This window comes from Serratia proteamaculans, from assembly GCF_008830365.1.
Classification (GTDB): Bacteria; Pseudomonadota; Gammaproteobacteria; order Enterobacterales; family Enterobacteriaceae; genus Serratia; species Serratia proteamaculans.
Genome location: NZ_WBKI01000001.1, coordinates 1,723,682 through 1,742,508 on the forward strand (window position 1 = coordinate 1,723,682; position 18,827 = coordinate 1,742,508).

At 56.3% G+C, this 18,827-nt stretch carries 20 protein-coding genes; 3 read left to right on the forward strand and 17 right to left on the reverse strand.

The window, feature by feature from the left end; genetic code table 11:
- From F8R23_RS08100 to F8R23_RS08165, 14 genes are all read right to left on the reverse strand, one after another.
- The gene (locus tag F8R23_RS08100) at window positions 1-705 is read right to left on the reverse strand and encodes an ABC transporter permease (protein WP_012146038.1); all 705 of its coding nucleotides are present in this window, start codon (window positions 703-705) and stop codon (window positions 1-3) included.
- Entirely contained in the window at window positions 702-1,388 is a 687-nt protein-coding gene (locus F8R23_RS08105) for a histidine ABC transporter permease HisQ (protein WP_099061619.1), read from the reverse strand. The genes F8R23_RS08100 and F8R23_RS08105 overlap by 4 nt, the downstream gene beginning before the upstream one ends.
- Window positions 1,389-1,473: 85 nt before the next feature.
- Window positions 1,474-2,256: a histidine ABC transporter substrate-binding protein HisJ gene (hisJ, locus tag F8R23_RS08110; RefSeq protein ID WP_112348837.1), complete on the reverse strand. Its 783-nt coding sequence runs from the start codon at window positions 2,254-2,256 to the stop codon at window positions 1,474-1,476.
- Window positions 2,257-2,557: 301 nt separating this feature from the next.
- Complete coding sequence (locus tag F8R23_RS08115; RefSeq protein ID WP_129936561.1) at window positions 2,558-3,130, reverse strand: UbiX family flavin prenyltransferase; 573 nt, start codon at window positions 3,128-3,130, stop codon at window positions 2,558-2,560.
- Between the two features lie 131 nt (window positions 3,131-3,261).
- A complete protein-coding gene (gene purF, locus F8R23_RS08120; RefSeq protein WP_085117819.1) occupies window positions 3,262-4,779 on the reverse strand; it encodes an amidophosphoribosyltransferase in 1,518 nt (505 codons plus the stop codon).
- Between the two features lie 21 nt (window positions 4,780-4,800).
- Complete coding sequence (cvpA, locus tag F8R23_RS08125; protein ID WP_012146043.1) at window positions 4,801-5,301, reverse strand: colicin V production protein; 501 nt, start codon at window positions 5,299-5,301, stop codon at window positions 4,801-4,803.
- 232 nt (window positions 5,302-5,533) lie between these two features.
- Window positions 5,534-6,292, reverse strand: a complete 759-nt coding sequence (gene dedD, locus F8R23_RS08130; protein ID WP_151415467.1) for a cell division protein DedD — start codon at window positions 6,290-6,292, stop codon at window positions 5,534-5,536.
- Window positions 6,293-7,558: a bifunctional tetrahydrofolate synthase/dihydrofolate synthase gene (folC, locus tag F8R23_RS08135; protein WP_112348834.1), complete on the reverse strand. Its 1,266-nt coding sequence runs from the start codon at window positions 7,556-7,558 to the stop codon at window positions 6,293-6,295.
- Between the two features lie 150 nt (window positions 7,559-7,708).
- On the reverse strand, window positions 7,709-8,617 hold the full coding sequence (accD, locus tag F8R23_RS08140; RefSeq protein ID WP_112348833.1) for an acetyl-CoA carboxylase, carboxyltransferase subunit beta: 909 nt from the start codon (window positions 8,615-8,617) through the stop codon (window positions 7,709-7,711).
- Window positions 8,618-8,849: 232 nt separating this feature from the next.
- Complete coding sequence (locus F8R23_RS08145) at window positions 8,850-9,512, reverse strand: DedA family protein (protein ID WP_085117828.1); 663 nt, start codon at window positions 9,510-9,512, stop codon at window positions 8,850-8,852.
- Between the two features lie 75 nt (window positions 9,513-9,587).
- The gene (gene truA / locus F8R23_RS08150) at window positions 9,588-10,409 is read right to left on the reverse strand and encodes a tRNA pseudouridine(38-40) synthase TruA (protein WP_129936563.1); all 822 of its coding nucleotides are present in this window, start codon (window positions 10,407-10,409) and stop codon (window positions 9,588-9,590) included.
- The gene (locus F8R23_RS08155) at window positions 10,409-11,419 is read right to left on the reverse strand and encodes an aspartate-semialdehyde dehydrogenase (RefSeq protein WP_112348831.1); all 1,011 of its coding nucleotides are present in this window, start codon (window positions 11,417-11,419) and stop codon (window positions 10,409-10,411) included. Before F8R23_RS08155 ends, truA begins: the two co-directional genes overlap by 1 nt.
- Window positions 11,420-11,509: 90 nt before the next feature.
- Entirely contained in the window at window positions 11,510-12,631 is a 1,122-nt protein-coding gene (pdxB, locus tag F8R23_RS08160) for a 4-phosphoerythronate dehydrogenase PdxB (protein ID WP_099061627.1), read from the reverse strand.
- A 53-nt stretch (window positions 12,632-12,684) separates the two neighbouring features.
- The gene (locus tag F8R23_RS08165; RefSeq protein ID WP_099061628.1) at window positions 12,685-13,458 is read right to left on the reverse strand and encodes an AraC family transcriptional regulator; all 774 of its coding nucleotides are present in this window, start codon (window positions 13,456-13,458) and stop codon (window positions 12,685-12,687) included.
- Window positions 13,459-13,575: 117 nt separating this feature from the next.
- Here F8R23_RS08165 and F8R23_RS08170 point away from each other — a divergent pair, with 117 nt between their 5' ends.
- Window positions 13,576-14,478, forward strand: coding sequence for a DMT family transporter (locus tag F8R23_RS08170; protein WP_112348830.1), 903 nt, complete (start codon window positions 13,576-13,578; stop codon window positions 14,476-14,478).
- On the opposite strand, the gene F8R23_RS08175 is transcribed toward F8R23_RS08170, so the two are convergent.
- The 3 genes from F8R23_RS08175 to F8R23_RS08185 all read right to left on the reverse strand — a co-directional run bounded on the left by F8R23_RS08175 (window position 14,475) and on the right by F8R23_RS08185 (window position 17,095).
- Window positions 14,475-15,893 carry a sensor histidine kinase gene (locus F8R23_RS08175; RefSeq protein WP_151415468.1) on the reverse strand — a complete coding sequence of 473 codons (1,419 nt, stop codon included), beginning with the start codon at window positions 15,891-15,893 and terminating at the stop codon, window positions 14,475-14,477. The two genes, F8R23_RS08170 and F8R23_RS08175, sit on opposite strands and share 4 nt — an antisense overlap.
- On the reverse strand, window positions 15,880-16,554 hold the full coding sequence (gene tctD, locus F8R23_RS08180) for a transcriptional regulator TctD (RefSeq protein WP_099061631.1): 675 nt from the start codon (window positions 16,552-16,554) through the stop codon (window positions 15,880-15,882). The genes F8R23_RS08175 and tctD overlap by 14 nt, the downstream gene beginning before the upstream one ends.
- Window positions 16,555-16,774: 220 nt before the next feature.
- Window positions 16,775-17,095, reverse strand: a complete 321-nt coding sequence (locus F8R23_RS08185; protein ID WP_129936566.1) for a hypothetical protein — start codon at window positions 17,093-17,095, stop codon at window positions 16,775-16,777.
- Window positions 17,096-17,390: 295 nt separating this feature from the next.
- Between F8R23_RS08185 and F8R23_RS08190 the strand changes: the two genes are divergently transcribed.
- Together F8R23_RS08190 and F8R23_RS08195 are read left to right on the forward strand one after the other, a co-directional pair.
- On the forward strand, window positions 17,391-18,371 hold the full coding sequence (locus F8R23_RS08190) for a Bug family tripartite tricarboxylate transporter substrate binding protein (RefSeq protein ID WP_129936567.1): 981 nt from the start codon (window positions 17,391-17,393) through the stop codon (window positions 18,369-18,371).
- A gap of 13 nt (window positions 18,372-18,384) precedes the next feature.
- Window positions 18,385-18,816 (forward strand): tripartite tricarboxylate transporter TctB family protein, encoded by a 432-nt coding sequence (locus F8R23_RS08195; RefSeq protein ID WP_012146057.1) that lies wholly within the window; start codon window positions 18,385-18,387, stop codon window positions 18,814-18,816.
- Window positions 18,817-18,827 lie beyond the last annotated feature (11 nt).

Genomic DNA, 18,827 nt, shown 5'->3' on the forward strand with positions numbered 1-18,827 from the left:
TCAGTGATTAACGTGTGCCATCCAGCGCTTTTCCGCCTTGCGGAACAGGCTGATTAACCCGTAAGAGATGATCAGATACAGCACTGCCGCAATGCCAAAGGCATAGAACGGCTGGTAGGTCGCCGCGTTGATATCTCGCGCTATCTTCAACAAGTCCGGCACGGTGGCGGTAAACGCCAGCGCGGTGGAATGCAGCATCAGGATCACTTCGTTGCTGTAGGCCGGCAGTGCGGTGCGCAGCGCAGAAGGCAAAATGATGCAGCGGTACATTTTGAAGCGTGAGAAGCCATAGGCATTGGCCGCCTCGATTTCACCGTGCGACACCGAGCGGATCGCCCCGGCGAAGATCTCGGTGGTATAGGCACAGGTGTTAAGCGTCAGCGCCAAAATGGTGCAGTTAAGCCCGCTGCGGAAGAAGGCGTTGAGGAAGTCCGTCCCACGTACGATTTCCAGGCTGTACATACCGGAGTAAAATACCAGCAGTTGCACATACAGCGGCGTGCCGCGGAAAATATAGGTATAGAGCCAGACAGGGAAACGCACCCAGGTGATGGAAGAAACGCGCGCCACCGCCATTGGGATCGCCAGTAAACCGCCCATCACCACCGAGGAAATCAGCAGCCATAAGGTGACGGCGACACCGGTGAAACGGTAGCCGTCACTCCACAGCAGCGATTGCCAGTACTGTTGCAAAATTTCGATCATAGCTCAGCCCTCCGGACGCCCAGGGAATAACGCCGTTCAAGCCACAGCAACACGCCATTGGAGAGAGTAGTGAAAATCAGATAAACCACCCCGGCGACGATCGCAAAGAAGAACGGCTGATAGGTACCTTTACCGGCCAATTGAGTGGCTTTCACCACGTCATTCAGGCCCAGAATAGATACCAGCGCCGTCGCCTTCAGGATCACCTGCCAGTTGTTGCCAATGCCCGGCAGGGCAAAACGCATCATCGCGGGAAACAGAATGCGGCGGAAAATCTGCGAACCGGTGAAGCCGTAGGCGGTTGCCGCCTCGATCTGCCCCTTCGGCACGGCCATATAGGCACCGCGGAAGGTTTCAGTGAAATAGGCACCGTAGATAAACCCGAGGGTAATGATCCCCGCGCTGAGCGGATCAATATCGATTTGCGAGAAGCCAAGCAGTTCGGTGAGGTTGTTGAGCGCAATTTGCAGGCCGTAGAAAATCAACAGCATCAGCACCAGGTCAGGCACGCCGCGGATCAGCGTGGTATAGGCGCCAAACAGCGTTGAAAGCAGGCGATTTTGGGAAAGCTTGCCACCGGCACCGATCAAGCCGATCACCAGTGCCAGCAGTACAGAACTGAGGGCCAGCTCCAGCGTCACCAGAGCGCCCTCAAATATCAATTGGGAATAGCCTTGCAGCATTTACTTCACCCTGTCGTCATTGGATCCCGAACCATCGGGGCCGGCGGGCCAGCCCCGAAGTCACAACATGGAACGGTGTGCGGCATTAACCGCCGTAGACGTCAAAATCGAAGTATTTCTTCGCGAACTTGTCGTAAGTGCCGTCTTTGCGCATTTCAGCAAAGGCTTTATCCAGCGTCGCTTTCAGCTCGGTATCGGTCTTGCGCAGGCCCATGCCAGTACCCACGCCGAAGAATTTGTCATCCTTCACCGACTCACCGGCAAAAGCATAATCCTTGCCTGGAGGCTGTTTCAGGAAGCCATCGCTGCCCGCCACTTCGTCCTGGAAGGCGGCATCGATACGGCCGGATGCCAGGTCGGCATACACCAGATCCTGGTTCTGATAAGGCACAACGGTGATGCCTTTAGGCTGCCACATAGCGTTGGCATAGGCTTCCTGGGTGGTGCCCTGCAACACGCCGACGCTCTTGCCTTTCAGCGCGTCCACGGTTGGCAGCAGCTTGGAGCCTTTCGGTGCAATCAAGCGGGCGTTAGCGGCGTACAGCTTGTCGGTAAAGGCTATTTCCTGCTGGCGTTTTTCGGTGATCGACAGAGAAGAGATAATGGCGTCAATTTTCTTCGCCTTCAGGGACGGGATCAGCGCGTCAAAATCGCTTTCCACAAAGGTACATTGGGTATTTATGCGTTTACACAGCTCTTTGGCCAGATCGATATCAAAACCGACCAGTTCACCTTTGGCATTTTTGGATTCAAATGGTGCATAGGTCGGGTCGGTACCTATCTTCAGCGTCGATGGTACCGCGGCAAATGCGCTGCTTGCTGCTGCTAAAGCCAAGACTAAAGGGAGAACCTTAACCAGCTTTTTCATAAATTACCCTCAAATTGATTTTTTGATGCCACTGCGGGCATTACTTTTCCACCAAATCAATTTGCAGTAATCGTGCCACATTTGTTGCTGTAGGCGGAGGGAACGGCTCCGGCCTTCACAAAACTGTTTCCTGGGACGATAACCGCAAAATTAAATCGGCCAGTGTTGGCCGCGCCACGGGCAATGGAGAAATACCAGAGCCTTGAAACAGTGAGCGTGATGAAGTGGGATCATTATGGTGCATGCGCCGCCCTAATTCAGTGCGGTGTTGCACAAATGTACCAAATTGGGGAAAAATTTGTTAATTCGCGCCTTGCCAGCGGGCAAATAAATCTTGCGGTAATTCAATGTCAAACTGATCGACCACCCGGTTGACGGTTTGATCGATGATATCTTCTACGCTTTCAGGGCGATGATAAAACGCCGGCACGGGCGGCATGATCACCGCACCCATTTCCGCCGCCTGGGTCATCAGGCGCAGATGGCCGATATGCAACGGGGTTTCACGTACGCACAACACTAACCGGCGACGCTCTTTCAGAACCACATCGGCAGCCCGCGTCAGCAGACCGTCACTGTAGCTATTGGCGATACCCGATAAGGTTTTAATCGAGCAAGGTAAAATCACCATACCGGCCGTTTTGAACGAACCGGAAGAAATACTGGCACCAATGTCGCGTGAGTCATGCACCACATCGGCCAGCGCCTGCACTTCACGCAGGCTGAGATCGGTTTCCAGCGCCAGAGTTTGCCGTGCCGCGTTACTCATCACCAAATGGGTTTCCACCTCTGCGACGTCGCGCAATACCTGTAACAGGCGCACGCCGTAGATTGCGCCGCTGGCGCCGGAAATACCGATGATGAGTCGTTTCATAAAGCTGGCCTCTGCCAAGGAAAAAATAGGATCAGGCAGACTTTGCCGCAATGGGGCTGCATAAGCAAGTCAGGGAGGGATAATGCACCGCAGCGAGCGCCACGGTGCACTGTTTTGGTCAAGGCCAAGGCTTAGCCTTCGTTGTGCATTTCCAGATTTTCCGCTTCGGTCTGACCACGCATTTCTTTGGCGTCGTCATTGCGCAGCGATTCCAGATACTCGAGGTAGCTCTGGTCGACGTCTTTGGTGACGTAGATACCGTTAAATACCGAGCATTCGAACTGGCTGATATCCGGGTTCTCTTCGCGCACCGCTTCAATCAGATCGTCCAGGTCCTGGAAGATCAAGCCGTCGGCACCGATGATCTGGCGGATTTCATCCACTTCACGCCCGTGGGCAATAAGTTCATTGGCGCTCGGCATGTCGATGCCGTACACGTTAGGGAAACGGATCTCCGGCGCAGCAGAAGCCAGATAAACACGTTTCGCCCCGGCGTCACGCGCCATCTCTACGATCTGCTCGGAAGTGGTACCGCGCACGATGGAATCATCCACCAGCAGCACATTCTTATCGCGGAACTCGGCACGGTTGGCGTTCAGCTTACGACGTACCGACTTACGGCGCGCCTGCTGGCCCGGCATGATAAAGGTACGGCCGACATAGCGGTTCTTCACAAAGCCCTGGCGATACGGCTTATCCAGGATACGCGCAATTTCCAACGCGATATCGCAGGAGGTTTCCGGGATGGGGATCACCACGTCAATGTCCAAATCTTCCCATTCACGGGCAATCTTCTCACCCAACTTCTGCCCCATACGCACACGGGCGCTGTAGACCGAAATCTTGTCCATAAAGGAGTCTGGACGAGCGAAGTAGACGTATTCGAACAGGCACGGGTTGGTTTTCGGGTTCTCTGCACACTGGCGAGTGAACAGTTGGCCTTTCTCGGTGATGTACACCGCTTCGCCCGGCGCCACGTCGCGCAGGAATTCGAAGCCCAGCGTGTCCAGTGCCACGCTCTCGGAAGCCACCATATACTCGTTACGGCCATCTTCCAGCGTGCGTTTGCCGATCACCAGCGGGCGAATACCGTTAGGGTCACGGAACGCCAGCAAACCGTGGCCAATGATCATCGCTACGCAGGCGTAAGCGCCACGCAGCTGCTGATGCATGGCGGCAACGGCGGTGAAAATGTTGTCTGACTCCAGCGGATAATGTTGGAAACGGTCCAGCTCACTGGCCAGTACGTTCAGCAGGATCTCGGAATCGGAGGTGGTGTTGATATGGCGGCGGCCGCTTTCAAACAGCTTTTGGCGCAGCTCATGGGCGTTGGTCAGGTTACCGTTGTGGGCCAGCGTAAGGCCGAACGGCGAGTTGACATAGAAGGGTTGAGCCTCTGAGGCACTGGAGCTGCCAGCCGTCGGGTAGCGCACATGGCCAATACCCATGTTGCCCTGCAAGCGCTGCATATGGCGTGCCTCAAACACATCCTTCACCAGACCGTTGGCTTTACGCAGACGGAACCCATTATGGGCATCTATGGTGACGATGCCTGCGGCATCCTGGCCACGGTGCTGAAGCACCATCAACGCATCATAAATCGACTGGTTTACCGGCATAAAACCGGCGATACCGACAATACCGCACATGTTGTCTTTTCCTCATCAGCGCTACCGCCCCGGTAAATGGGTCGGCAAGAAACTCGACGTGCTCTGCAGGTAGTCAAAGAACCACCTGATGATGTAACTGAACTGGGGGATCAGCTGCGACTGTTTCCAGTCGGTACTTTGTGAAAAGCCGGTAAAGGTATCCAGGAAAAACAGTATCGCCGAAACGATCAACACACCGCGCAGTGCGCCGAAACAGACGCCCAGCACCCGGTCGGTGCCTGATAACCCGGTTTTCTCTACCAGTGAGCTAATCACATAGTTAACAATAGCGCCTACGATCAGGGTCGCGATAAACAAGATGGCAATCGCGATGCCGTTTCGCACCAGTTCATCTTCAAAACGAGTGAAGTAGACTGCAAGGTAAGAGTAAAAATGGCTGGCAACAAAAAACGCACATCCCCATGTCACAAGTGACAATGCTTCGCGAACAAATCCTCGGATCAGGCTCACCAGAGCCGAAAATCCAATCACCGCTATAATGACGTAATCAATCCAGACCATGAACTATTCCAATGATGAATCGCCCCTGCATCCATTTCGCGGCGAATTCTAACAGAAAACGTAAACGTTTGCGTAGGGGTTTTCCTACCACGTTACAAATAAAAAACGGCGATAAAAAAATTCCCAATCGCCGCGCCTACATAGGCCATTTCAGCTACGAAAGGCACATTATTTTTAATGATTATATCGACATCCATCGTTTAAGGGGCACAGCATGCTGTGCCCTCTCATCTTAACGTACGCCGTACGGCTTCACCTGACCGCTCAAACCGCTGATCGAGTTCAGCGTGGACAGCGAAGACTGCAGCTTCTGTTTCGAGGCGTCCGGACCGACATAAATCCGGGTGATCTGCCCCTGTACCGGCGTTGACGGCACGGTAAAGGCGCGATAGCCGGACAGCCTGAGCGATGCCACCACCTCATTGACCTTGGCGGCATTCTTCAGCGCGCCGAGCTGCACCACATAAGCCTGCCCCGCCGGCGCTTTCTCTTCCGCTGGCTTCTGCACAGGTGCAGGTTCAGGCGTTGGCTCAGGTTTCGGCTCCGGCCGGGTTTCAGGTTTCACCACCGGCTTCACTTCTACCGGCTTCACTTCTACCGGCTTCGGCTGCTGCACCGGTTTTGGCTTAACCTCTACCGGTTTCGGTTTTGGCTGTGGCGTCGGCTGTGGACGGGTTTCGACCGGCGGCGGCGTAACCAACGTCGGCTGCTGCGTCGGCTGGCGAACTGCCTGCTGCGCTGCTGCCTCATTGGCCGCCTGCTGCTCAACCAACGCGCCCGCCCCTTCCGGCGGCTGTGCCGGTAGCGGTTGGCTTACCGGTGGCAGCACGTCGTTTTCTTCCACATCACCGGCCTTTGGCACCAATGGAATAGCGGCGAATTCGTCCTCATAATGCTTCTTTTTACCGTCCAGCAGCCCTGGCAGGATAATCACCCCCAGCGCGACCAAAATCACGGTACCGACCAATCGGTTTTGAAATTTACTTGCCACTCACACTCCCCGCATCTCGTCTAACGCCGCCATAACCTGTGCAACGGTGTGGAACGATCCACAGACGATCACAATATCCTGAATATCTGCGTCCTGCATAGCCTGACGCCAGGCAGTTTCGACATCGGCAAACTGCCGCGGTTCCGTCAAATATTGCGCCAACAGTTCAACGCTGGCCCCGCGCGGCCCGTCCAGCGGCGCGCAATACCACTCATCGACCAGCTCACTCAAACAGGCCAGGGTGCCGGCGATGTCTTTATCCGACAACATCCCTACCACCGCACGCACCTTGCCACCCTTGCGCGGCAAGGTCGCCAGACGCCCGGCCAGATAGCCTGCCGCGTGAGGGTTATGTGCCACGTCGAGGATCAGCGTCGGCTCACGCCGTACAATCTGGAAGCGCCCAGGCAATGTCGCCTGCTGCAGCCCGGTGAAGATCGCCCGCTCATCAATTTCCAACGCAGAAAAATGCAGCGCCGCCAGCGCGGTCGCAGCGTTGGCCAAGGGGACATTTGGCATCGGCAGGTCGGTCAGCAAGGTACCGCCGCCTTGCCACTGCCAGCGTTCACCCTGTTCACTAAAGGTCCAGGCATCGCCACGGCGGTACAGTTGGGCACCCAGGGTTTCCGCTACCTGCCCAATGCTGGCTGGCATATCAGGTTCACCTACCACCGCCGGCTTGCCGCTACGGAAGATACCGGCCTTTTCGCGGCCAATGCTTTCGCGATCGTTGCCCAGCCAGTCGGTATGATCCAGCGCGATGCTGGTCACCACCGCCACGCTAGGATCGACGATATTGGTCGCGTCCAGGCGTCCACCGAGTCCGACTTCCAGGATCACCACGTCAAGCTTAGCCTGTTTAAATAGTTGCAGCGCCGACAGGGTGCCGAATTCGAAGTAGGTCAAAGAAGTTTCACCCCGCCCCGCCTCAATAGCGGCGAACGAACGGCAATGCTCGGCCTCGCTCAGTTCATCGCCCTGAATGCGTACTCGTTCGGTATAACGCACCAGGTGCGGCGAGCTGTAGACACCAACGCGCAAACCGGCCGCCAACAGGATGGTTTCCAGGGTGCGACAGGTGGTGCCTTTGCCGTTGGTACCGGCAACGGTGAATACCGTCGGTGCAGGGGTGAGTAAATCAAGATGCGCCGCAACGCGCTGTACGCGTTCCAGGCCGAGTTCGATCGCCTGGCTGTGCAGACGTTCCAGATAAAAAAGCCACGAGCTCAATGGCGACGTGGCTTGGGGAATTTGGTGGTTTTGCATGAGTCCCGTCACTGAACTTGGGTTCATTAATCCATCGGGCACCACCCTCACCGCGGTAAAGGCGATGCTCTCCGTTTTCAGCCGTCATTTAGCCACAAAATGGCGGCTGAACCCACACCGACTGGTAGCGGTGTGGGTCACTTATTTGCCTCAGGCGTCGGCCTGATTTTCCTGCTCAGACACCGGCGCGACTTCATCGAAATGCGGCTGCGGCTGGTTGGTCAGCTTGGAAAGGATACTCGCCAGGGTCTGGCGCATTTCCGGACGGCGTACAATCATGTCGATCGCGCCTTTTTCAATCAGGAATTCACTGCGCTGGAAGCCCGGCGGCAGCTTTTCACGTACAGTCTGTTCGATAACGCGTGGACCGGCAAAACCGATCAGCGCTTTCGGCTCGGCGATATTGATATCACCCAGCATCGCCAGACTGGCAGAAACGCCACCCATGGTCGGATCGGTCAATACCGAAATGTACGGCAGACCGCGTTCCTGCAGTTTCGCCAGCGCTGCGCTGGTCTTCGCCATCTGCATCAGCGACATCAGCGCTTCCTGCATACGGGCACCGCCACTGGCTGAGAAACACACCAGCGGGCAGTTGTCTTCCAGCGCCTGCTCAACCGCACGCACAAAGCGCGCACCGACCACGGACGACATGGAACCACCGATAAAGGCAAATTCAAACGAAGCGGCGACAATCGGCATGCCGTACAGCGTACCCTTCATCACGACCAGCGCGTCTTTTTCACCGGTCGCTTTCTGTGCGGCAACCAGGCGATCTTTATACTTTTTGGAATCCTTGAACTTCAGAACGTCTTTCGGCTCCAGTTCACTGCCCAGTTCCACTTCACTGCCTTCATCCAGCAGGGTATGCAGACGCATACGCGCAGTCATGCGCATGTGGTGGTCGCATTTCGGGCACACTTCCAGATTACGCTCCAGCTCGGCGCGGTAGAGAACCTGACCGCAGCTATCGCATTTGGTCCAGACCCCTTCAGGAATACTCGCCTTACGGGTTTGGGTGATATTGCTCTTGTTAAGAATTCGTTCAATCCAGCTCATCGATGACCTTTCTGTTTGAACCTGGCAGACGCCAGTCCGCTGTTCATGCTTTAACAATCCCCCCGAAAACACACCAATGAAAAAACGCCTGGGCAAAACGCGGCATGCGCGCGAGCAAGGCACAGGTTTCAAGGTTGTTAACAGGAACAGACCATAAATGTCGCTCATTAAACCATATCGGCCCGACTCTGTGGATAAAAAACTGGTCGAACCGACAGGTTAAGCGATGTTTTTACTGTTTTTGCTGGCGGGCAGCCGCGCGCTTATGGCGCCAAATTTCAATGACACCCGGCAGAATTGAAACAATGATGATACCCACGATCAACAGTTTCAGGTTTTCCTGCACGATCGGCAGATCGCCAAAGAGGTAGCCAGCATAAGTGAAGAGCAGCACCCAAACCAGAGCACCAATCACGTTGTAGGCAGCAAAATGGCGATAGGACATATGCCCCATACCGGCAACAAACGGCGCAAAAGTACGCACGATCGGCACAAATCGCGCCAAGATAATCGTTTTTCCACCGTGTTTTTCATAAAACTGGTGGGTTTTATCCAGGTAGCTGCGGCGGAAAATTTTCGAATTCGGGTTACTGAACAGCTTTTCCCCAAACAGCCGACCTATGGTGTAGTTAACCGCATCCCCGAGTATCGCCGCACCTATCATCAACGCAACCATGGTGTGCACATTCAGATCGTTGGTCGGCAATGCCGCCAGCGCACCGGCAACAAACAGCAGAGAATCGCCCGGCAGAAAAGGCGTCACCACCAGCCCGGTTTCACAAAACAGGATCAGGAACAGAATCGCGTACACCCACATACCGTATTGCGCCACCAGTTCGGCCAGATGCACGTCAATATGCAGAATAAAATCAATCACAAACTTGATAATGTCCATAGGTTCTCTCGTTTACCGGGTGTCTCACCCACCCGGCAGGTACACAAGGGAGTAACGCGTCGGGCGCGCCAGTATTTAGTCGTCGGGTAAAAACAGCGGCCCCATTGCCGGCCGGGGTATGGCAAAGTGCTCAGGGTAATCGACGCTAACCAGGTATAACCCGTCGGCCCGCGCCGTCGCCGCAGCCAGATTTCGATCCTTCAGTGCCAACAATTCGGCCATCCAGTTCTCATCCTGATTGCCGCAGCCAATTTCCATCAGGCTACCGACAATGTTGCGAACCATATGATGTACAAAGGCATTCGCCTTGATATCTACCACAAGATACTCGCCGTAGCGCGTAACCTTAACGTGTTTTACATTACGCCAGGGCGTGCGCGACTGACATTGTACGGCGCGGAACGAAGTAAAATCGTTCTCGCCCAGCAGCGCCTGAGCCGCCCTTTCCATCCGTTCGGCATCCAGCGGGTGATAAAAATGGGTCATCCCCTGCTGCAATACCGCCGGACGGTAGCGGTGGTTATAAATAATGTAGCGATAGCGACGTGCAGTAGCACTGAAACGCGCATGAAAATCTTCAGCCACGCCGGTCACCCAGCGTACGGCAATATCCGGCGGCAAATGGGTGTTGACCCCCATCGTCCAGGCGGCGTCCTTGCGCTGCGCGGTGGTTTCAAAATGTACCACCTGGCCGGTAGCATGCACCCCGGCGTCGGTACGTCCGGCGCACAACACGTTGATCGGCGCATTGGCCACCTTGCTCAACGCCTGTTCCAGACAGGCCTGCACGCTAGCCACTTCCTGCTGCCGCTGCCAGCCGTAATAATGGCTGCCGTCATATTCAATCCCCAGCGCGATTTTTAAGGTCGGCTGGGTGGGCAAGACAACTTCAGACATCAGTACATCTGCTCCTGCACCAGACGCTCGGCAGTTTCGATCGCCATTAATGCGCCGCCAAAGCGCACGTTATCAGCGACCGACCAGAACTGCAGGATCTCCGGAATGCCGTAGTCATTGCGCAGGCAGCCGACGCTTAACACATCGCTGCCGGAGGCTTCCGTCACCTGGGTCGGGTAGTCGTCTTCTTCGCTCAGTTGGATATCGTCCACCTGCTCCAGTTCGCCGCGCGCTTCTTCCGCAGACATTGGGCGCAGCGCTTCCAGATGAACCACCTGCGCATGGCCGTAGAATACCGGCGACTGCACACAGCTCACGGAAATCGGCAACCCTTCGTCCTGCAGCACTTTACGCACCTGATCGACAATCAAACGTTCCTCGCGCACGCTGCCCTGTTCATCAGCCAGCAACGGCAACAGGTTGAACGCCAACTGCTTGGCAAAAACGCCCGCTTCAGCCGGAATGCCGTTCAGCAGGCGTGCACTTTGGCCGGCCAGATCGTCGACCGCCACTTTGCCGCGTGCCGATACCGACATCAGGGTAGTGACGTGCAAACGGGAAAGCCCGGCCTGCTCGGTCAGAGGTTTGATCGCGGTCAGCAGTTGGCTGACCATGCTGTCGGCCACGGCAACGATATTGCGGTTACGGTAATCTGCCAACACCTGCGGGTTCACCCCAGGGACCACCAGCGGCACGTCCGGCTCCAGCGCAAACAGGCCGCTGGTGTCGATCACCAGGCAACCCATGTTGCCGGCTTCTTCCGCGTAGCGGGCCGAGGCCTCGGTACCGGCGACGAAGAACGCCAACTGCGCCTGTGACCAGTCAAATTCTTCCGCTTTTTGTACCAGTACCGATTTGCCATTGAAGCGCACCGTAGCACCGGCACCACGTTCACTGGCCAAGGGATAGAGTTCGCCCACCGGGAACTGGCGTTCCTGTAATAATTCCAGCAACGCTTCACCTACCGCGCCAGTGGCGCCAAGCAGAGCGATATTCCAGCCGTCAGACATTGGGTTTCTCCAGAGTATTTATTCAAATGCAGATGGGCGGCTACTGCACCGCCCTGATAACAAAATTAGTCGCTGTGGCTTAAGAAAGCCTTATGCCGTCAGGAAACCCAGCTTGTGCAGCAGCTCCGCACTGGCACTGTCATCGCACTGGACGCGCAATGAAGACCACTCACGGCGTTCCTGATAATGCTTGCGCAGACGATCAAATTCGCCCGGTTGCCCGGCCACTTTGCGCAGCGGCGCATCATCGCGGCGCACATCATACACCAAGTGCATCAATCGTTTTAATTTGCCTTCATCCAGCGGCCCATTGAGCTGGATCTGGCTGAATTCGGGTACCGGTAACAACGAGGCCAACTCGATCTGTTGCGGCTGCCCCAGGTGGCGGCTGAAGGCTTCAAACACCTGAGTGGTGCCGCGCGCCTTGCCTTCCAGCGTATAACCGGCAATATGCGCGGTACCAATATCCACCCGCGCCAGCAACGGCAGCGAAAGCTCCGGTTCCGGCTCCCAGACGTCCAGCACCGTACTCAGCTTTTTGCCTTTTTCCAGCGCCTGCAGCAGCGCAGCATTATCCACCACCGCACCGCGGCAGGCGTTGATCAGAATACGGTTGTCCGGCAGTGCCGCCAGCAGTTCAGCGCCCACCAGGTGCAGCGAGTTATAAGGGCCGGATTTATTCAGCGGCGTATGGAAGGTCAACACGTCAGCTTCCGCCACCAGTTTTTCCAGCGGCCAGAACTCACCGGCATCACCACGTTCGGCACGCGGTGGATCGCATAACAAGGTGCGCACCCCCAGGGCTTTCAGGCGGGCATCCAGACGCGAGCCTACGTTACCCACGCCGATAATGCCGACGGTTTTATCCCGCAGTTGAAAACCGTCACGTTCGGCCAACAGCATCAGCGCGGAGAACACATATTCCACCACCGCAATGGCATTACAGCCCGGTGCCGCAGAAAAACCGATGCCCTGCTGTTGCAGCCAAGCGTCGTCTACGTGGTCGGTCCCGGCGGTGGCGGTGCCGACAAAACCAATACGAGTACCGGCCAGCAGCGCTTCATTGACTTTAGTCACTGAACGCACCATCAACGCATCGGCATCGGCCAGCGCATCACTCGGGATCGGACGGCCAGGCACCGCCTGCACATTCCCCAAACGACTGAACAATTCAGTCGCGTATGGCATATTTTCATCAACCAGGATTTTCACTTATTGCTCCGATGGTTTGCGGCTATTTCGCTGGGAAATAGTGTGCCACCGAATCATGCCCGGCGAAAGCGCTCGGGGGTGGTACCGGCGATTTGCTGAAACATGACAATAAACGCCGAGGCCGAGCTGTACCCTACCTCGAGCGCCACTTCCTGCACGGTTTTTCCCTGTTCCAGTAAGGATACGGCATGCAGGAAACGCAACCGCTGGCGCCATTCGCTGAATGACATCCCCAGATCCTGCTGGCAACGGCGCGACAGCGTACGTTCGGTGGTATAGACCCGGGCAGCCCAGGCGGCGAGCGACGTGTTGTCCGAAGGGCAGTGCTCCAGCGCCTCCAGCACCGGTGCCAGGAATTTGTCTTCGGACGACGGCAAGTAGGTTTGCTGAATCGGCGACAGATGCAGTTGGTCGATCAGCGCCCGGCACAGGCGCAAATCCTGTTTGCTCTGAGGGATGTATTGTTTGCGTGCGTAAAAATCTTCGGCAATGGCGCGGAAAATCGGCGTTACGCTGATCAAACAGGGGTCAACCGGAAGCCCGGCGCACAATGGCAACGCAATATCGACCATGCGGCACTGCGCCAATCGCTGGTTATAACAGGAGTGTTCAATGCCAGCCGGTGCCCACAGCACAAACTCCGGCGGTGCCAGAAAACGCTGGCCGCCGATGCGCAGCACCATCACACCGGCCTTGACCCACATCAACTGCCCCCAACTGTGCTGGTGTGGCTGAAATTCTGTACGGGCGTTGAACTCCTCGCAGCGGAATTGCACCGGCCGTGGCGCCGGGATCAGCGCTTCGGGATAATGACGAATTTCTGGCATGGTTTCGCCCCGTGACTTGTCTTGTTTAGGGAAAATATTGTCTGGATATCGCTATATATAATAAACCGGACACGAGTAAACTAGCCAGCATGTCCGTTGTTAATGAGAATAATTATCATGAATATGCTATTTCCTCTGCTGGCGGTGTTGATTTGGTCAATCAATGCCGTGGTCAGCAAGCTCTCCGCCACCGCCATCGATCCGGCCGCCATCTCCTTCTACCGCTGGCTGCTGGCGTTGATCGCTCTGACGCCTTTCGTCCTGCCTGGGGTGATCCGTCACTGGGGGGCGATACGCGCCAACTGGTGGAAGTTGCTGGTTCTCGGCATGTTGGGCATGGTGCTGTATCAGAGCCTGGCCTATTACGCGGCACACAGCGTCAGCGCACTGTTTATGGGGATCATTGTTTCCCTGATCCCGTTACTGACCATTCTGATCAGTATTGTGTTATTGCGGGTAGCACCGACGGTGGGCATTGCGATCGGCAGCCTGTTGTCGCTGGCTGGCTTAATCTGGCTGGTGAGCGCCGGTAACCCGGCCGAATTGTTGCAACATGGCATCGGCAAAGGCGAGTTGATGATGTTTGCCGCCACCGCCGCCTATGCGCTGTATGGCGTGCTGACCAAGCGCTGGGCGATCGCCCTGCCAAATTGGCAGTCACTGTATGTACAGATCGTCTTCGGCGTAGTATTGCTGTTGCCTAATTTCCTGATGGCACAAGACGTCGCGCTGACCAGCCAGAATATCCCGCTGGTGCTGTTCGCCGGTATCCCGGCCTCGATCATTGCACCTTACCTGTGGATCCACGGCGTAATGCGTCTGGGTGCCAATACCGCGTCGATCTTTATGAATCTGGCCCCGGTATTTACCGCCATCATTGCGGTGCTGTTCCTGCATGAACATCTGCACAGCTACCATCTGATTGGCGGCGGCATCACCTTGCTGGGTGTGATCCTGTCGCAGCGCCTGCGCACGCCGCTGGCACGCAAGGCAAAACAAACCGCAGAGTGTGAAAGCTAAGGCAGCAATTGAAAGCGCACCCGCACCAGCAGGCCTCCCAGGGTGGCTGAGGTCAACAGCTCCGGGCGGGTGCCGTGATAACGGGTAATGTCGCTGACCAGCGCCAGCCCCAGGCCGGCACCGGGCTGATTGCCCACGTTATCCAGCCGATGAAACGGCTGCAGCGCCTGTGCCGTGTCCTGTTCGGCAATGCCCGGGCCACTGTCTTCAATTTCCAGCACGCACTCCCCTGCCAACTGATCCATGGTGAGTCGTGCCGTGACCGTACCCTGATTCGGGGTGTATTTCAGCGCATTGTCCAGCAGGTTGGCGCACAGTTCGGTCAGCAGCAGCGCCTCCCCACCAACCCAACAGACGGATTCCCCCTCATACCCCAGATCGATACGTTTACTGCGCGCCTGCGGCAGCCGTGAAAAACAGGCATCGCGCAGCACTTGCGCCAGGTTCACCGGCTGCAACTTGTGATCCGCCTGGTGTTCATGGGCTTTGAGCCTGGAGAGATAGAGCAGACGATCGGTCAGCGCCACGGTGTTATCCAGCGTAGCGCTCATCGCTAACAGGCTTTCCCGCCACTGCTCCGATTTATCGCTGGCCAGCGCTACCCCCACCTGAGTCTTCAGCACGGTTAACGGCGTGCGAAGTTGGTGCGAAGCGTCAGCACTGAAACGTTCCTGACGCGCCACCATCAGCCGCAGCCGTTCAATATAACGGTTAAATGCCAATAGCAGTGGCTGCATTTCCGACCAAGGCAATACCATCGGCAAGGGCGTCAGTTCACCCGGATCGCGCCGCAGCATGATGCCGGAAAGCTTGCGCATCGGCTTCAGCACCCGCTTGAGCAGCGCAAAGGCCAGGATCATGGTCAACACCACCACGGTCCCCTGGCTGAGCAACGCGGAAAGCATCATTTGCCGCGCCAGATAGCGGCGTGACTCCAGCGTTTCCGCCACCAGAATGGTCGCCATGCCCATCACGCCAGATTCATTGATCGGCTGGTACAGCGCAGCCACGCGAATAGGTCGGCCGCGATATTCGGCATCATAGAAATGCACCAGCGCTGGATACAGGCTGGAACGCAGAATATGGGGCGGCATCGGCGGCAGATCGTTATAGCCAGAAATACTTTCCCCCAGCGGGGAGATCACTTCGTAATACAGCTGATCGTTCATGTTGCGCTCGAAGCTGTCGAGCACCACATAGGGTACATCCGCTTCCAAGCGACCATTGCGCACCACCAGCCGCTCCGCCACGGTACGCGCCGACGCCAGCAGCGTGCGATCGTAGGCCAGCGTGGCAGCATTCATCGCGCTGAAGTAGTGGGTATAAATCGAGATGCAGCCCAACACCAGCAGCGGTAAACCAAAGAATAACAACAGTTGATAAAACAGCGATCTCGGCGCGTTAAACCACCTCATTGCTAAGCTCCAGGCTGTAGCCCAGACCGCGCAGGGTGATTATCGCCACATTGCTGCCCTGCAGCTTTTTCCGCAGCCGATGAACGTACAGTTCGATGCTCTCCGGATTGGCCTCATCGGACAGAGTAAACACCTGTTCAAACAGTTGCTGTTTGGCAACCGGTCGGCCACGCCGATGGATCAACGCGGTCAGCACCGCCAGTTCCCGTGGCGTCAACTGCAAGGGTTTGTCGTCCAGTTGGAAATAGCCTTCATCATGATAGGTCAGCGCCCCGTACTGCAGCGCCTGTTGAGTGACGCCAACGCTGCGGCGCAGCAACGCCCGGATACGCGCTTCCAGCTCATCCAGCTCGAACGGCTTGGTCAGGTAATCGTCTGCACCCAGATTCAGCCCTTTGACCCGATCGGCGACGTCAGTTCTGGCCGTCAGCAACAACACCGGCAAATCCTGTCCGCGCTTGCGCAGCCGTGCCAGCAGCTCCAGCCCATTCAGGCGCGGCAACGCCACGTCGAGCACCACCAGCGCATAGGTTTCGTTTAATAACAGATGGTCGGCCGCCAGCCCGTCCGGTGCGACGTCGACGGCAAAACCGACGCCGGTCAGCGCCTTTTGCAACCAGTGAGATAACTCGGGATGGTCTTCAACCAATAACAGACGCATTTTTCCATTCCATTGATTTATCTATACCTACAGGCCAGATGCAGTGCCGAGGGACCCGGCTCTGGTCAGTGGTTAATTAACATATTGATAACCGAAGGATGGCACGTAAGACCGGGGGATAGAAGGGTTATGCCGAGCCAGTTTTGGGAGCTGGGGCACAATTGTGACACGGAATAAACGCTGGCCCGTCGGCGCAGCCGTCTATTCAGCGGGCAGACTATTACTTTTCTCTGTCGGCCAGGGCGATATCCAACACCGGCTGCAATTTGGCTGGCGTGAATGGAGGAGAAACCAATACCGAGCGATTATTGGCAGCAAAAACAATATCAATGCCGGTAATACAGGCCGTCATAGGGCAAACGTATTTATCGCCTTTGGGATCGGCGAAATGCAGTTCAAAAACGCCGATGTCCGGGCGCAGGCGTTTCAGCCGGCACTCACCTTCCTCCCCGGAAAGGTCGGCATATGCCGAGGGCAACATTTTGATAGCTTTGACTTTCTCGCTGTCCCTGCCACCGAATAATTTCCCTAATAAAAACATAATCCCGCACCTGTCATAATTTTAATTTTAGGCATTTTATCTCAAAAAAACCTCGGCAAAACTGATAATACACAGGTTTTAAGCAGGGTTTACGGGCTGTAATTATCACGGGGAATGTGTTAGCGCAACGGCCGCCCCGTAAACACCGCTGTTTTGCCCCTAACAGGAGATGCGTATCACATCCCGTAAACTTTTCCGCGGGTTGAAAGGTAAATGAAAGGTTATTGATTTAACAATCCAGCAACCCGTATCGGCGGGGATCGACACCGACTGAAAAAATACCTTGGGGAAAGCAATGAAAAAAATAATCACCCGCACTCTGACCGCTACCGCCCTGCTGCTGGCAGCCCATCAGGCCTTTGCCATTGAAGCGCCAAAACGTACCGAATGTATCGCCCCTGCCAAGCCCGGCGGTGGGTTTGACCTGACCTGCAAGCTGATTCAGGTCTCGCTGCAGGAAACCAAAGCCATCGATAAACCGATGCGCGTCACCTACATGCCTGGTGGCGTTGGCGCGGTGGCCTATAACGCCATCGTAGCCCAACGTCCGGCGGAATTCGGCACCGTGGTCGCCTTCTCCGGCGGCTCGTTGCTGAACCTGTCACAGGGGAAATTCGGCCGTTACAACGTCGACGACGTGAAATGGCTGGCCGCCGTCGGTACCGATTACGGCATGATCGCGGTTCGCGCCGACTCGCCGTACAAAACCCTGAAGGATCTGATGGACGCCTTCCAAAAAGATCCGAACAGCGTGGTGTTCGGCGCAGGTGCCTCTATCGGCAGCCAGGACTGGATGAAAACCGCCCTGCTGGCGCGTGAAGTCGGGGTCGATCCTCACAAAATGCGTTACGTGGCATTCGAAGGCGGCGGCGAACCGGTTACCGCCCTGCTCGGCAACCATATTCAAGCGGTCTCCGGCGATCTGAGTGAAATGGTGCCCTACCTGCAAGGCGACAAAATCCGCGTGCTGGCGGTGTATGCCGATCAGCGTTTGCCGGGCCAGTTAGCCAACGTACCAACCGCCAAAGAGCAAGGATTCAATCTGGTTTGGCCGATTATTCGCGGCTTCTACGTGGGTCCGAAGGTCAGCGAAGAGGAATACCAATGGTGGCTCGACACCTTCAAGAAAATGATGGCAACCGACGAGTTCAAAAAGCAGCGCGATCTGCGCGGCCTGTTTGAATTCAACCTGGCCGGCAAGGAACTGGATGCCTACGTGAAAACCCAGGTCAATCAGTATCGCGAACAGGCCAAAGTATTCGGCCTGGCCAAGTAACCGGGGGCCTACCATGAGCGATCGCATTTTTGCCGGTTTCTGGCTGCTGCTGTGTATCGGCGGCCTGTTTATCGGCTGGGGTATTCAGAGCGAATACAGTTACGAACCCCTAGGGCCACGTCCTTTCCCGCTGGCGATTCTCAGCCTGATGGCGCTGTGCGCAGCCCTGCTGCTGCTGAACAAACCTCAGGTGGTTGAATGGCCACATAACAAAGTCATGCAACGCCTGCTGGTGCTGGTGATTACCCTGGTGCTGTACGCCTGGGGTTTCGAGTGGCTGGGCTTTCCGCTGGCAACGACATTGTTGACCTTCAGCATTGGCCTGCTGTTCCAGGCCAGCCTGAAGGCGGCATTAGTGTCCGGCGTGGTGATGGGCGTGGCGCTGTATTACGCCTTTGACCGCTTACTTGATGTGACACTGCCACTCGGCGTTTGGCTGAGCTAACGGGGGCGATG

Coding starts and splice junctions, on each gene's coding strand:
- F8R23_RS08105 (WP_099061619.1), bottom strand. CDS start 1,388: ATGCTGCAAGGCTATTCCCAATTGATATTTGAGGGCGCTCTGGTGACG.
- cvpA (WP_012146043.1), bottom strand. CDS start 5,301: ATGGTCTGGATTGATTACGTCATTATAGCGGTGATTGGATTTTCGGCT.
- F8R23_RS08165 (WP_099061628.1), bottom strand. CDS start 13,458: ATGCCAGAAATTCGTCATTATCCCGAAGCGCTGATCCCGGCGCCACGG.
- F8R23_RS08155 (WP_112348831.1), bottom strand. CDS start 11,419: ATGTCTGACGGCTGGAATATCGCTCTGCTTGGCGCCACTGGCGCGGTA.
- F8R23_RS08185 (WP_129936566.1), bottom strand. CDS start 17,095: ATGTTTTTATTAGGGAAATTATTCGGTGGCAGGGACAGCGAGAAAGTC.
- F8R23_RS08115 (WP_129936561.1), bottom strand. CDS start 3,130: ATGAAACGACTCATCATCGGTATTTCCGGCGCCAGCGGCGCAATCTAC.
- tctD (WP_099061631.1), bottom strand. CDS start 16,554: ATGCGTCTGTTATTGGTTGAAGACCATCCCGAGTTATCTCACTGGTTG.
- hisJ (WP_112348837.1), bottom strand. CDS start 2,256: ATGAAAAAGCTGGTTAAGGTTCTCCCTTTAGTCTTGGCTTTAGCAGCA.
- F8R23_RS08145 (WP_085117828.1), bottom strand. CDS start 9,512: ATGGACATTATCAAGTTTGTGATTGATTTTATTCTGCATATTGACGTG.
- purF (WP_085117819.1), bottom strand. CDS start 4,779: ATGTGCGGTATTGTCGGTATCGCCGGTTTTATGCCGGTAAACCAGTCG.
- F8R23_RS08195 (WP_012146057.1), top strand. CDS start 18,385: ATGAGCGATCGCATTTTTGCCGGTTTCTGGCTGCTGCTGTGTATCGGC.
- truA (WP_129936563.1), bottom strand. CDS start 10,409: ATGTCTGAAGTTGTCTTGCCCACCCAGCCGACCTTAAAAATCGCGCTG.
- F8R23_RS08175 (WP_151415468.1), bottom strand. CDS start 15,893: ATGAGGTGGTTTAACGCGCCGAGATCGCTGTTTTATCAACTGTTGTTA.
- accD (WP_112348833.1), bottom strand. CDS start 8,617: ATGAGCTGGATTGAACGAATTCTTAACAAGAGCAATATCACCCAAACC.
- F8R23_RS08170 (WP_112348830.1), top strand. CDS start 13,576: ATGAATATGCTATTTCCTCTGCTGGCGGTGTTGATTTGGTCAATCAAT.
- folC (WP_112348834.1), bottom strand. CDS start 7,558: ATGCAAAACCACCAAATTCCCCAAGCCACGTCGCCATTGAGCTCGTGG.
- F8R23_RS08100 (WP_012146038.1), bottom strand. CDS start 705: ATGATCGAAATTTTGCAACAGTACTGGCAATCGCTGCTGTGGAGTGAC.
- F8R23_RS08190 (WP_129936567.1), top strand. CDS start 17,391: ATGAAAAAAATAATCACCCGCACTCTGACCGCTACCGCCCTGCTGCTG.